Here is a 12,329-nt window from a genome sequence, read left to right on the forward strand (position 1 = left end):
CGGAAGCAGAGTTCATCACGATCAAGGATCGTATACAATATCCGGAATGCGATGCGCTGACGACGGTCAGCCGGCGGCCGTGAGAGCCTCCCGGACCTCACACTGGCGGTCGCCGCAGCGGCCGCGATCAAGCATGTCCGACACTGCGGCCAGAAGGGCGCCCGGAGTGATCGGCTTGGCCAGATGGCGATCCGCGCCGGCGGCGAAACTGGCCTGGATGTGATCGGGCAGGCTGTTGGCGGTCAGCATGACGACCGGCGTTGCGGACAGCCCCCTGGCCGCTTCGTCGGCGCGAAGGGCCCGGATGGCGGTCATGCCGTCCATGACCGGCATCATCATATCCATCAGCACGACATCGAAGGCCTGGCTGGCGAGAGCCTGTAGCGCCAGCTCGCCGTTCTCCGCCGAGACCGTATCGATGCCCACGCTGTGCAGGATCAACTCCGCCACGCGACGATTGGTCGGATTGTCGTCCACGACCAGGACCCGGGCGGTGGAGATGTCTGCGACCTCCTCGTCCGCCCGGCTGGAACCCGGCGTTTCCTCCACGCGGGGCAGCGGCGCCTCGAACCAGAAGGCGGCGCCTTCGCCGGGACGTCCCGTACAGTCCAGCTCGCCGCCCATGGCCGCCACCAGATCCCGCGAGATGGAAAGGCCCAGGCCAGTGCCTCCAAACCGTCGTGTGACCGTGTCATCCGCCTGCTGGAAGCGGCCGAAGATCAGGTCGCGCTGTTCGGGCAGGAAGCCGATCCCGGTGTCACGCACCTCGAACCGGTAGCCTCCGGCTTCGGTGCGGCTGAGCATCAGCGAGATCAGGCCTTCGTCAGTGAATTTGACGGCATTGGAGACCAGATTGGTCAGGACCTGTTTCAGCCGGACCGGATCCGCCAGCACATGATGGTCCGCATCGGATGCGATGTCGGCCGTCAGGGCGACGCCCTTTTCGGCCGCTTTCAGCCCGCACAGGGCCACCACGCCGCGGATGATGTCGCCAAGCTCTACGGGTTCCAGCTGCAGCTGAAGCTCGCCGGACTCGATCCGCGCCAGATCCAGCACATCGGCGATCAGGCGTGCCAGCTGCTCCGAGGAGGTCTGGACGATGTCGGCCAGTTCGCGCTGATGATCCGACAGGGCGGTGCCTGACAGCATCTCGGCTGCGGCCGTCACCCCGTTTAGCGGGGTGCGAAGTTCGTGGCTCATATTCGCCAGAAAGGCCGTCTTGGCGCGGTTGGCGGACTCGGCCTCCGTCTTTGCGATCGTGAGTTCCCGCGCCTGCGCCTTTCGTTCGGAGATGTTGCGGATGTTGGCGTGGACCCGGGGGGAGCCCTCGGTCTGCGAGACCGACATCCACAGCTCGATGTCCAGCCCCTCTCCCGACTTCCGGATCGCGGGAAGCTCCAGCCGGCGATCGAGACGGGCGCCTCCGCCGACGCGCCAATGCTCCATTCCGGCCCGGTGCGCTTCGCGGAGCTCGTCGGGGACGATCATGTCGATGTTCTGGCCGATCGCATCCGCGCGCGGGTAGCCGAAGAGGGTCTCGGCGCCGTCTGACCAGGTCAGAACGGTTCCATTGGCGTCGCAATCGATCAAGGCGTCGCCGGACGCCTCCAGCGCCCGGCGCGCCGCATTGGCCCGGTGGCGCTCGGCCAGGATGCCCTCGGCCACGCGGGCCAGGCGTTTCAGATGGCGCTCCAGTGCGGCGTCGTATTTTCGAGGCGTTCGACTGAAGGCGCAGAGCGTCCCGACGACGCAACCGTTCACCTGGATCGGCACCCCGACATAGAACCTCAGATGGGGAACGCCGACGACAAAGGGATTGGCGAAGAAGCGTGCGTCCTTTGTAGCGTCCTCGATCCACAGGGCTTTGACCGGACGGGAAATCGAATGGCTGCAGAAGGAATGCCAACGACAGATCGACACGATATTGTCCCGCGCGCGGCCGGCGAAAGAGACCGTCTCGCGACCCACCAGCGTCACTGTGGCATTGTCTGCCTGGGCGACCTCGCGGGCGAGGGCCGCGAGTTCGTCAAGGGCGACGTCCGGACCCGGTTCCAGCCGCTCCAGCGTCGCCAGCATGGCGAGGCGACGGTCTTCGTCGACAGAATTGGGAAGATCGATCATTCCAGAGCCTCTCGGGATCACCCATACCGCCGTTGTATTAAGACCGGATTGAGACACGGACAGGTTGTTACGCGCCCCCTTTCCCCGACGTGATCTTGGCGCCGGTCGCCCGGCGGGCTAGGGCAGGGGCTCAATTGTCCCAGGGAGACGCCCATGCCTGATCTGGCCCAGGTCACCGACCACATCCGCAATGCCGTTGGCGATAACTCCGGTCTGGGAAAGACCGTGAAACTCGACCTCGGCGACACCGGAAAGATCTATATCGACGGCGCCTCGACCCCGAACACGGTCACCAATGAGGACAAGCCGGCGGACGCCACCGTCTCGATCGGCTGGGATGACTTCCTCGCCCTGTCGGACGGCAAGCTGGATCCGATGATGGCCTTCATGCAGGGCAAGCTGAAGATCGCCGGCGATATGATGATCGCACAGAAGCTGGCCCCCCTGCTCAAGCGTTGAGCGGGTTGCGCTAGATCAAGTCTTTTGCGGCGCGACCCCGGCAAGAGGGTCGCGCCGCTTTTCGTTTCGGGAGGAAACCATGGATTTCAAACACAGCGACCGGGCCCTGGAGTGGCAGGGACGGGTGCAGCGTTTCATGGACGAGACCGTCCTGCCGCGCACGGCCGACTACTGGGCGGATGTTCGCGCCGACCACACCCGCCAGTCCCCGACGATGGAGGCGCTCAAGGCTGAGGCCCGGGAGGCCTGCCTCTGGAACATGTTTCTGCCCGGCCATCACGGCGCCGGTCTGACCAACCTCGAATACGCGCCGCTCGCCGAGATCATGGGGCGCAATATGTGGACGGCGGAGGTGTTCAACTGCAACGCCCCCGACACCGGCAATATGGAAGTCCTCCATATGTATGGCGACGAGGCCCAGCAGGCGCGCTGGCTGAAGCCGTTGATGGCGGGCGAGATCCGGTCAGCCTTCCTCATGACCGAGCCCGAGGTCGCCTCATCGGACGCCACCAATATCCAGACATCGATCGTCCGTGACGGCGACCACTATGTCATCAATGGCCGCAAATGGTGGTCGACAAACATGGGGCATCCGAATGTCGCCATCACCATCGTGATGGGCAAGACCGACACCGGGGCGGCGACCCATCAGCAGCAGTCGCAGATCCTGGTGCCCACCGACACGCCCGGGTTCCGCGTCGAACGGATGCTGTCGGTGTTCGGCTATGACGAGCGTCCCATCGGCCATGCCGAGGTGGTGCTGGAGAATGTGCGCGTCCCCGTCGAGAACCTGATCGCCGGCGAGGGACGGGGCTTCGAGATCGCCCAGGGGCGTCTCGGGCCGGGTCGAATCCACCATTGTATGCGGGTGATCGGGGCCGCCGAGAAGGCGCTGGAGCTGATGTGCGACCGGCTTCTGAATCGCACGGCCTTCCGCAAGACCCTGGCGGAACATTCGGTGTGGGAACAGCGTGTCGGCGAGGCGCGGACCAATATCGAGATGTGCCGGCTGATGGTGCTGAAGGCGGCCTGGATGATCGATCAGGCCGGCGCAGGCGCCGCCCGGTCGGAAATCGCCCAGATCAAGGTGGCCGCGCCAAGAATGGCCCTGCAGGTGATAGACGACGCCATCCAGGCGTTTGGCGGCGCCGGCGTCTCCGGCGACACCCCGCTGGCGGAGATGTACGCCATGGTCAGGACCCTGCGTCTCGCTGACGGTCCGGATGAGGTGCACAACCGCGCCATCGCGCGTCTGGAATACGCCAGGCACGGCGGCCGGCCCGTGCGCTGAGGGTGCGACGGTTCGGGTTCTTGCGGAACCCGGACCGCGCCGCCACGTTCGCCTGTGTCGCCGCGACGGCGTGATTTCGAGGACGTCTCAGCATGAACGCACGCTTTCAGCCCGGAATGCGCGGCGCCGCTGACGTGACGCGGTTCCGAGAGGTCCGCGCCGTGATGCCTGATCTGGCCAGCGGGCTGTCGGCCGAAGACCTCTCGGCCCAGTCCATGGCCGACGCCAGCCCCGGAAAATGGCATCTGGCTCATACCAGCTGGTTCTTCGAGGCCCTGATCCTGGCGGCCCAGCCCGGCTACGCGCCGGTCGATTCGCGGTTCCAGCAGCTGTTCAACTCCTATTACGATGCGCTTGGCCGCCGGGTTGCGCGGGCCGAGCGCGGGCTGGCGACCCGACCGTCGCTTGAGGACGTCCTGGCCTACCGTCGCGAGATCGACCGTCGCATGGCTGTCTGGCTTCAGTCCGAGCCGGACGGGGAGTTGCAGCGCTACCTGTTCGAACTGGGGTTGCACCACGATCAGCAACATCAGGAGTTGTTCCTGATGGACCTGTTGAATCTGATGTCGCGCTCGCCGCTCGACCCCGCCGCATTTGCAGACGAGCCGCGTGCGGCGTCTGCGGAGGCGGCCAAGGGCGGATGGACGCAGTTCGAGGGGGGGCTCGCCACCCTCGGCGCCGATGCGCCGGGCTTTGCGTTCGACAATGAGAAGCCGGCCCATCCCGTCTGGGTGCAACCGTTCCGCCTCGCCAATGACCTTGTGACAAACGCAGACTGGCTCCGCTTCATCACCGACGGCGGCTACCGGCGGGCGGAGCTCTGGCTGTCCGATGGCTGGGCCACGGTCCAGTCAGAAGGCTGGGCCGCGCCGCTCTACTGGCGCCAGGAAGGCGACGACTGGACCGTCATGACCCTGACGGGCCGCCAACCGGTGGATCCGGAGGCGCCTGTGCGCCATATCAGCTTCTATGAAGCCGACGCCTTCGCCCGATGGAGCGGCGTCCGGCTTCCGACCGAGGCGGAGTGGGAACACGCCGCTCTTACCCGTCCGGAGGCGATGTCGAATCTGGCGACGGAGGTCTGGCAGTGGACCGGGTCGGCCTATGCCCCGTATCCCGGATTCGCCCCGACCCCGGGGACGGCGGCCGAGTACAACGGCAAGTTCATGGCCAACCAGATGGTGCTGCGGGGCGGATCATTCGCCACGCCCCCGGGCCATGCGCGCATCACCTATCGCAACTTTTTCTATCCTCATCAGCGCTGGGCCTTCGCAGGTTTGAGGCTGGCCTCGGAGGCGCAGGCGACGGTCGACGCCAGCGATCCGGCCGTGGCCGCCTTCCGTCGCGACCTGCTCAACGGCCTGTCCCTCGATCCGAAATCCGCGCCGCCGAAGTGGTTTTACGACGCTGCGGGATCGCGCCTGTTTGAACAGATCACGACCTTGCCGGAATACTACCCGACCCGACAGGAGACGGCCTTGCTCCGCGCCTGCGCTCCCACGCTGGTCGAGGCCTTCGGTCCGGACGCTGTCCTCGTCGAGTTCGGGTCGGGGGCCAGCGAGAAGACGCGGATCTTGCTGGATGCGGCGCCGGACCTGGGCGCCTATGTCCCGCTGGATATCAGCGAGACGGCCCTGGCCGAGGCGGCGGATCGCCTCGCGCGGTCATATCCGGGCCTGACGGTGCGACCGGTTCTGGGCGATTTCGAACACCTGGCGCCGCTGCCCGCCAACCTGCCCGGCGGGCGGCGGATCGGCTTCTTCCCCGGATCGACGATCGGCAATCTTGAAGCCGAGGAGGCGGCCGCCTTCCTCACGGAGGCGCGCCGGATCCTGGGCGACGGAGCCCTGTTCATTCTCGGTGTGGACCTGGTCAAGGACCCTGCGTCTCTGGTCGCCGCCTATGACGATGCCCAGGGCGTCACGGCCGCCTTCAATCGCAACCTGCTGTATCGCGCCAACGCTGAACTCGGCGCCGACTTCGACCCCGACGCGTTCGTCCACCGCGCCGTGTGGAATGCCGGCCAGTCCCGGATGGAGATGCATCTGGTCGCCTTGCGCCCGATGACCGTCAGGATCGGCGACCGCCGTTTCGACTTCGCCGCCGGTGAAACCCTTCACACCGAATCGTCACGCAAATTCACTCGTGAATCGGTCCAGGCCCTCGCCGCTGCGTCCGGGTGGACCTTGCATGGCTTCGAGACCTCGGCCAGGCCCGAAGTCGCACTGGCGGTGCTGAAAGCCTGATCCCTGTCTGACAGGCCGGAAACAACAGAGGCGGCGCATTTCCATGCGCCGCCTCTTCCGTCTTCGTCGGGCTGTTCTTTCCCCGGCCTGCGCCCGGTGGCCTATTCGGCGGTTCCGGAAGCCGTTGCAGGGTCGTCCTTCTTGGAGCCGTGAGACGCCTCGCCACCCTTGCGGCCGGCCTGTGCGGCCAGGCTGCGATCCTGCGAGAAGCTCCGCTTTTCGCTGGGCACACTGGCTCCGCCCTTGCGGGCGATCTCACGCTGCCTTTCCGGATCCATGGAGGCGAATCCGCGTTTGGAAACGCCTGGGGGGCGACTGGTCTGACCTTCGGCCATCGGCGATCCTTCCTTATTCTGTCCGTGCTGTGATTGAGAAATGCCGCCCCGCCGCCAAGGTTCCGGCTGCGGTGACGTGTCCGCCGCTATTGGCCGGCGGTCATCTGCGGCGACTGTTCAGGCATTTCCTGCGGCGTCCCGTCCGGCGTGATCTCGGGTCCGGGCAGCTCCTGCGGTTCAATTTCCGGCTGGGGCGCGGGCGCTGGCGCGATGTCCGGAGCGGGCGGAGCGGCGGGCGGCATTTCGGGCGGGGCGACCGGGTCGATGTGGCTCATGAGACGTCTCCTTCAGTTGAGACGAAAACGCGCAGGATGTCCGGCCGTTCACCGCAATCGACGCCACAGCGGGAACCAGCGCGCAGTCAGCCGGTTGAATCGCCGTATCTTTCAGGAGTGTTTTCATGTCCGCCCCCTATGTCGCCGCCCCCATTCCCGATGACATTCTGGAGGCCGGAGACGCGCCGTCCAACCGGCTGGAGCGGGATGCAGACGCCCTGCTGGCGGAAGCCGAAGGCCGGTCCTTCGCCCCGGCCCCGTCGGTCCGGCAGGCCGTGCGCGAGGATATCCGGGAAGGCCGGGCCTGGGCGAAGCGCCGCGCGGAGATGACGCGGGAGACTATTCAGGATCAGCCGCTGCGGACGGCGACCTATGCGGTGGGCCTCGGTATTCTGATCGGCCTGTGGCTCAGGCGATAGGGACGGACAGGGTCCGGAAGGCCGGTGCTGACGCGGGCTGACCCCCCGCCACACCGGCGGTGAGCAGAGCGATCAGGCGGGCCCGGTCGCAGGCCGCGGCAGGGGCGCGCCCCGCATCGCCTGGTCCGAAACGAAGGGGTTTGTCCGGCGCTCCTCACCGAATGTCGACACCGGTCCGTGCCCGGGCACGAAGGTCACGTCATCCCCCATCGGCCACAGCCGGGTCACGATGGAATCGAGCAGGGCGGCCGTGTCGCTTTGCGGAAAATCGGTGCGTCCGACCGAGCCCCTGAACAGGACATCCCCGACCTGGGCGAACCGGGCGGCGCGGTTGAAGAAGACGACATGGCCGGGCGTATGGCCCGGGCAGTGACGCACCTCCCATACCGTCTCGCCCAGCGTGACGGCATCACCGTCGCCGAGCCAGCGCGAGGGCGCAAAGCTGCGGGCCTCGGGCTGGCCATAGACCTGACCCTGCGACGGAATGCCGTCGATCCAGAACTGATCCGCCGGATGGGGGCCGATGATGTCGACGCCGGACTTCTCCTGCATCTCGGCCGCGCCGCCGGCATGGTCGAGATGGCCGTGGGTGATCCAGATCTGGTCCAGAGACAGGCCCCGACGCGCGATCTCGCCCAGCACGGCATCGACCGAGCCGCCCGGATCGATGACAGCGGCCTTGCCGGTCGCGGTGCACCAGACCGTCGTGCAGTTCTGCTGCAAGGCCGTCACCGGGGTGATGAACACGCCCAGGGGAGGCGGTGCGGAGGGGGAGGGCGGGGTCTGGCTCATCCGGAACAGATAGCGGCCCCGGCGCAGTTGCGAAACCGGCAAGGGGTTCGGCGGCCGTATCGCGCGTTGACGTTTCGGGTCGTCATCGACATAAGGGCGGGCTTCGAGAGCCGCTCCGGTTGGGGCGGCCTTCTTGCTTTATCCATTCCGCGCGCGGCCCAGCCAGGCCGCCGCGCCCCAGAGCGTCAGAATCCCGACCATGCAAGTCGTCGAAAAGTCCACCGAAGGTCTCAGCCGCGTCATCGCCGTGACCATCCCCGCCAGCGAGCTGAACGCCAAGCTGGACGCCAGGCTGAAGGAAGTCGGGCCGCAGCTGCGCCTGAAGGGCTTTCGTCCCGGCAAGGTGCCCGCCGGCTATGTGAAGAAGACCTTCGGTCGCGACCTGATGGGCGAGATCATCAACACCGAGCTGAACGAGTCGAGCCAGAAGGCGCTGGACGAGGCCAAGGTGCGCCCCGCGGCCCCCGCCGAGATGAAGCTGGTGTCCGACATGGACAAGGTCATCGCCGGCCAGGAAGACCTGACCTACGAGATGGCGCTGGAAGTCATGCCGGAGTTCACCCCGGTCGACCCGGCGACGCTGAAGCTGTCGCGGCCGGTCTATGAGGCGTCCGACGCCGATCTGGACGAGGCCCTGACCGAGCTGGCCGGACAGGCCAAGAACTACGAGGACAAGAAGGGCAAGTCGGTCAAGGCCGCCGAGGGCGACCAGCTGACCATCGACTTCCTGGGCAAGCTGGATGGCGAGCCGTTCGAAGGCGGGGCCGCCGAGGACGCGGATCTGGTGATCGGCTCCAACCGCTTCATCCCGGGCTTCGAGGAGCAGCTCAAGGGCGCCAAGGTCGGCGACGAGAAGACCATCGAGGTCACCTTCCCGGCCGACTATCAGGCCGCCAACCTGGCCGGCAAACTGGCCACCTTCGACATCAAGGTGAAGGCGATCAAGGCCGAGGCGCCTGCCGTTGTTGATGAAGAGTTCGCCAAGCGGATCGGTCTGGAATCGCTGGACAAGCTGAAGGAGCTTCTGCGCTCCAACCTGAACCAGCAATACGCCGGCGCCGCCCGCTTCAAGCAGAAGCGCGCCCTGCTGGACCAGCTGGACACCGCCCACAGCTTCGACCTGCCGCCCAAGATGGTTGAGGCCGAATTCGCCGGCATCTGGCAGCAGGTCGAGGCCGACAAGGCCGCCGGCAACCTGCCCGAGGACGACGCCAAAAAGTCGGACGAGGACCTGAAGGCCGAATATCGCAAGATCGCCGAACGCCGCGTCCGTCTGGGTCTGGTACTGGCCGAGATCGGCCGCGCCAACAACGTCGGCGTCACCGACAACGAGCTGAACAACGCCATCATGCAGGAAGCCCGCAACTATCCGGGCCAGGAGCGTCAGGTGCTGGACTTCTATCGCCAGAACCCCAACGCCGCCGCCCAGATGCGCGCCCCGATCTATGAGGAAAAGGTCGTCGACCTGATCTTCGGCAAGGCCGAGGTCACCGACACTCCGATCAGCAAGGACGACCTGCTGGCGGAAGAAGAAGAGGGCTGATCGGGCGCGGGCGCTTGTACGCCCCCTCGATCCTGCGATGATCCGCGCCCGGACCGGCCTCGCCGGTCCGGGCGTTTCTTTTTGCTCTGTGAGAGTCCGGCATGTCCGCCACCGCCCTGTTTCTGGCCTCGCTGCTGACGGCTGCCGCCGTCCAGACCGCCCCGCTAGCTGCGTCTCCCGAAAGCGGCGACCCGGTGACCCAGGTCGATGACGTTGAGGTCAATGCGCGGCGACAGGCGGCCTATGAAACGGCCCGGACCTTCATTGACGCGGTGGTGGAAACGCCCCCGAACCGCGGAATGGCGCGCTGGGACGGCACGGTCTGCGTGGGTGTGGCCAATATGCGGGCGGCCGTCGCCCAGCCCCTGATCGACAGGATTTCCGACAATGTCGCTTCTCTGGGCCTGACGGTCGGCGGACCCGGCTGCAAGCCCAATGTCCTGATCGTCGCCACCGACGACGGCGCCGGGATGGCCAGGGGTCTGGTCGAGGCCAAGCCCCGCGCCTTCAACCCGGGGGTAAGCGGCACCCGTCTGACCCTCGCGGCGCTGGAGCGGTTCCAGACCAGTGACGCGGCCGTTCGCTGGTGGCGCATCACCCTGCCCGTTGACGCGGACACCGGGGGGCTGACCGTGCGGCTGCGTGGCGAAGACCCTTCCTATCGCGCCATCCGCTCGCCGTCCCGTCTGCGCACCCAGGATCGCAATGTCTTCTCGCGCGTGTTCATCATCCTCGATGTGAACAAGGCGGGCGGCCCGGAGGTCGGCGCCCTGGCGGACTACCTGTCCATGGCGGCCCTGGCCCAGGTCGATGCCGATGTGGACGTCTCGGCCTATGCCAGCATCCTCAATCTGTTCTCTGATCCGACCTCGGTCCGGACGATGACCGACTGGGATCGGGACTATCTCAAGGCGCTCTATGCCGCAGAGCTGAACGAGTTGCGGGCCTCGCAGCAGGTCGGTTCGGCCGCCCGCGCCATTGCGCGTGAACGCGAGGGACGGGAGGCGACAGCCGACTGAGCAGGCCCGACCTTGCGCTCGGGCCTGAGCAACGCGATATCTGAACCGAGGAGCCGTCGGCGTTGAGTCGCGCGGCCCGCATTGTCCGAGAAAGCCGAAAAAGCCCCCATGCGCGACCCCATCGAACTCATGAACATGAACCTCGTCCCCATGGTGGTGGAGCAGTCCAGCCGGGGCGAGCGGTCGTTCGACATCTTTTCGCGCCTGCTGCGCGAGCGGATCATCTTCCTGACCGGCCCGTTCGAGGACGGAATGGCCAGCCTGATCTGCGCCCAGCTGCTGTTCCTGGAATCGGAGAACCCGAAGAAGGAAATCAGCATGTACATCAACAGCCCCGGCGGTCAGGTGACCTCGGCGCTCGCGATCTATGACACCATGCAGTACATCAAGAGCCCGGTCTCGACCGTGGTCATGGGCATGGCCGCCTCGGCCGGCTCCCTGATCCTGACCGCCGGCGCCGCGGGTCAGCGCATCGCCCTGCCCAACGCCCGGGTCATGGTCCACCAGCCGTCGGGCGGCTTCCGCGGCCAGGCCTCGGACATCGAGCGCCACGCCGAGGACATCCGCTACACCAAGAAGCGCCTCAACGAGATCTATGTCCATCACACGGGCCGGACCTATGAAGAGGTCGAGAAGACGCTGGACCGCGACCACTTCATGTCGGCCGAGGAGGCCAAGGCCTGGGGCATCGTCGACCACGTCTATGACAAGCGCGACCAGGCCGACGCCGACGGCATCAAGACCGTCTGATTTGTTTGCAGGATAGGGATTGAGAGGCGCGCTCCGTGAGCGCGCCTCTTTTCTTTGTGATATCAGGCCGCATGCAGCACACACGTGACACCAGCGGAACTGTCGAGGTCGATGGCGAGACCTATCAGTGGGAGATCCGCCGCCAGCCCCAGCCCAGGGCCGACGGGTCGTGGGAGGGCATCGCCATTACCCTTCGCCTCGAGGGCTACCAGCGGGAAGCCATCGTCCAGTTCCCGATGCCGATACGCGCCAACGGTCGGCCGGACCTCGAGAAGCAGCGTATCAACGTGGACGCCGTCCGTCAGTCGGTGACGGCAGTGACCGAGGCGGGATGGAATCCGACGTCGCGCGGGCGGCCGATGGTGTTCGACGTCGACGCTGACGGCAACTGACCGCTTGCGTCAGGGGTGTCGGGTGAAGACCCGAAACCCTGACTGTTCCGCAGCCGCCAGCATCTCTTTGTCGCCCGATGTGTCGCCATAGGCGGCGATGATCCGCACCCGATCGCCATAGGCGGCCTTCAGCCGCCGCATCTTCTCCTCGCCGCGACAATTTGCCCCGGAGAAGGCGCCGGTGGCCCGCTCGTCGGCATCGAACACCATATGGGTGCCCAGCAGATTGTCGGCCCCGAGCCTTCGGGCGAAGGGGGCGACGGTGATCTCCGGGCTGGCGGTCACGATCACGCGGTGGACGCCTTTCGCTCCCCACTCGTTCCAGCAGGCGAGGGCGTCGGGGCGCATGAACCGGCTCCACACCGTTTCGGCATAGCGATCAGCGTCAGCTTCGAGCGTTGCCCGATCGATTCCGCCGAGGAAGGCTCGCACCGCCGCAGACTTGATCCGTCCCCGATCGCGGTGACGGATGTAGGCAAGCGCCGCCGGGACCAGCCCGGCCATTGTCCAGACCCAGACCGCCGGGCCGGCCCGCCATTTCAGGAAGGCGGTGAAACTGTCGCGGATCGTCAGGGTGCCGTCGAAATCGAAGGCGACCACCTCGTGCGCCCCGCCGGGACCGAATTCCGTCCGGGTCTGGCGTTTCGGGTCCATACTTCCCATGTCACTCATCCGCCGTGATCCCCC

At 66.4% G+C, this 12,329-nt stretch carries 13 protein-coding genes; 8 read left to right on the forward strand and 5 right to left on the reverse strand.

All coding sequences use genetic code 11. The annotated features are described in order from the left end of the window. Positions 1–66 precede the first annotated feature (66 nt). Positions 67–2,121 (reverse strand): ATP-binding protein, encoded by a 2,055-nt coding sequence (locus tag ACW17W_RS07505; RefSeq protein ID WP_492080131.1) that lies wholly within the window; start codon positions 2,119–2,121, stop codon positions 67–69. Between the two features lie 153 nt (positions 2,122–2,274). On the opposite strand from ACW17W_RS07505, the gene ACW17W_RS07510 reads away from it, so the two are divergent. From ACW17W_RS07510 to egtB, 3 genes are all read left to right on the forward strand, one after another. After that, the gene (locus ACW17W_RS07510) at positions 2,275–2,580 is read left to right on the forward strand and encodes an SCP2 sterol-binding domain-containing protein (RefSeq protein WP_492080132.1); all 306 of its coding nucleotides are present in this window, start codon (positions 2,275–2,277) and stop codon (positions 2,578–2,580) included. A gap of 79 nt (positions 2,581–2,659) precedes the next feature. Then, on the forward strand, positions 2,660–3,871 hold the full coding sequence (locus ACW17W_RS07515) for an acyl-CoA dehydrogenase family protein (protein WP_492080133.1): 1,212 nt from the start codon (positions 2,660–2,662) through the stop codon (positions 3,869–3,871). A 92-nt stretch (positions 3,872–3,963) separates the two neighbouring features. After that, on the forward strand, positions 3,964–6,117 hold the full coding sequence (gene egtB, locus ACW17W_RS07520) for an ergothioneine biosynthesis protein EgtB (RefSeq protein WP_492080134.1): 2,154 nt from the start codon (positions 3,964–3,966) through the stop codon (positions 6,115–6,117). A 101-nt stretch (positions 6,118–6,218) separates the two neighbouring features. Here egtB and ACW17W_RS07525 read toward each other — a convergent pair whose 3' ends face one another. Both ACW17W_RS07525 and ACW17W_RS07530 read right to left on the reverse strand, forming a co-directional pair. Then, positions 6,219–6,452 (reverse strand): con-10 family general stress protein, encoded by a 234-nt coding sequence (locus ACW17W_RS07525; RefSeq protein WP_492080135.1) that lies wholly within the window; start codon positions 6,450–6,452, stop codon positions 6,219–6,221. Positions 6,453–6,538: 86 nt separating this feature from the next. Further along, complete coding sequence (locus ACW17W_RS07530) at positions 6,539–6,727, reverse strand: hypothetical protein (RefSeq protein ID WP_492080136.1); 189 nt, start codon at positions 6,725–6,727, stop codon at positions 6,539–6,541. Positions 6,728–6,852: 125 nt separating this feature from the next. Here ACW17W_RS07530 and ACW17W_RS07535 point away from each other — a divergent pair, with 125 nt between their 5' ends. Then, the gene (locus tag ACW17W_RS07535; protein ID WP_492080137.1) at positions 6,853–7,146 is read left to right on the forward strand and encodes a hypothetical protein; all 294 of its coding nucleotides are present in this window, start codon (positions 6,853–6,855) and stop codon (positions 7,144–7,146) included. 72 nt (positions 7,147–7,218) lie between these two features. Here ACW17W_RS07535 and ACW17W_RS07540 read toward each other — a convergent pair whose 3' ends face one another. Continuing rightward, positions 7,219–7,938 carry an MBL fold metallo-hydrolase gene (locus ACW17W_RS07540; RefSeq protein WP_492080285.1) on the reverse strand — a complete coding sequence of 240 codons (720 nt, stop codon included), beginning with the start codon at positions 7,936–7,938 and terminating at the stop codon, positions 7,219–7,221. 199 nt (positions 7,939–8,137) lie between these two features. Here ACW17W_RS07540 and tig point away from each other — a divergent pair, with 199 nt between their 5' ends. The 4 genes from tig to ACW17W_RS07560 all read left to right on the forward strand — a co-directional run bounded on the left by tig (position 8,138) and on the right by ACW17W_RS07560 (position 11,642). Beyond that, positions 8,138–9,481, forward strand: coding sequence for a trigger factor (tig, locus tag ACW17W_RS07545; protein WP_492080138.1), 1,344 nt, complete (start codon positions 8,138–8,140; stop codon positions 9,479–9,481). 101 nt (positions 9,482–9,582) lie between these two features. Next, a complete protein-coding gene (locus ACW17W_RS07550) occupies positions 9,583–10,500 on the forward strand; it encodes a hypothetical protein (RefSeq protein ID WP_492080139.1) in 918 nt (305 codons plus the stop codon). A gap of 108 nt (positions 10,501–10,608) precedes the next feature. Further along, positions 10,609–11,250, forward strand: a complete 642-nt coding sequence (locus ACW17W_RS07555) for an ATP-dependent Clp protease proteolytic subunit (RefSeq protein WP_492080140.1) — start codon at positions 10,609–10,611, stop codon at positions 11,248–11,250. Positions 11,251–11,321: 71 nt separating this feature from the next. Further along, positions 11,322–11,642, forward strand: a complete 321-nt coding sequence (locus ACW17W_RS07560) for a hypothetical protein (RefSeq protein WP_492080141.1) — start codon at positions 11,322–11,324, stop codon at positions 11,640–11,642. A 9-nt stretch (positions 11,643–11,651) separates the two neighbouring features. Here the strand turns inward: ACW17W_RS07560 and ACW17W_RS07565 are convergent, their stop codons facing one another. After that, positions 11,652–12,314, reverse strand: a complete 663-nt coding sequence (locus tag ACW17W_RS07565) for an HAD-IB family hydrolase (RefSeq protein ID WP_492080142.1) — start codon at positions 12,312–12,314, stop codon at positions 11,652–11,654. Positions 12,315–12,329: the final 15 nt, after the last annotated feature.

Source organism: Brevundimonas sp. FV1ye29L, from assembly GCF_058681095.1.

What these genes read in the sequence shown, in the direction of transcription:
- ACW17W_RS07505 (WP_492080131.1), bottom strand. Translation starts at nt 2,121, where the DNA reads ATGATCGATCTTCCCAATTCTGTCGACGAAGACCGTCGCCTCGCCATG.
- ACW17W_RS07510 (WP_492080132.1), top strand. Translation starts at nt 2,275, where the DNA reads ATGCCTGATCTGGCCCAGGTCACCGACCACATCCGCAATGCCGTTGGC.
- ACW17W_RS07515 (WP_492080133.1), top strand. Translation starts at nt 2,660, where the DNA reads ATGGATTTCAAACACAGCGACCGGGCCCTGGAGTGGCAGGGACGGGTG.
- egtB (WP_492080134.1), top strand. Translation starts at nt 3,964, where the DNA reads ATGAACGCACGCTTTCAGCCCGGAATGCGCGGCGCCGCTGACGTGACG.
- ACW17W_RS07525 (WP_492080135.1), bottom strand. Translation starts at nt 6,452, where the DNA reads ATGGCCGAAGGTCAGACCAGTCGCCCCCCAGGCGTTTCCAAACGCGGA.
- ACW17W_RS07530 (WP_492080136.1), bottom strand. Translation starts at nt 6,727, where the DNA reads ATGAGCCACATCGACCCGGTCGCCCCGCCCGAAATGCCGCCCGCCGCT.
- ACW17W_RS07535 (WP_492080137.1), top strand. Translation starts at nt 6,853, where the DNA reads ATGTCCGCCCCCTATGTCGCCGCCCCCATTCCCGATGACATTCTGGAG.
- ACW17W_RS07540 (WP_492080285.1), bottom strand. Translation starts at nt 7,938, where the DNA reads ATGAGCCAGACCCCGCCCTCCCCCTCCGCACCGCCTCCCCTGGGCGTG.
- tig (WP_492080138.1), top strand. Translation starts at nt 8,138, where the DNA reads ATGCAAGTCGTCGAAAAGTCCACCGAAGGTCTCAGCCGCGTCATCGCC.
- ACW17W_RS07550 (WP_492080139.1), top strand. Translation starts at nt 9,583, where the DNA reads ATGTCCGCCACCGCCCTGTTTCTGGCCTCGCTGCTGACGGCTGCCGCC.
- ACW17W_RS07555 (WP_492080140.1), top strand. Translation starts at nt 10,609, where the DNA reads ATGCGCGACCCCATCGAACTCATGAACATGAACCTCGTCCCCATGGTG.
- ACW17W_RS07560 (WP_492080141.1), top strand. Translation starts at nt 11,322, where the DNA reads ATGCAGCACACACGTGACACCAGCGGAACTGTCGAGGTCGATGGCGAG.
- ACW17W_RS07565 (WP_492080142.1), bottom strand. Translation starts at nt 12,314, where the DNA reads ATGAGTGACATGGGAAGTATGGACCCGAAACGCCAGACCCGGACGGAA.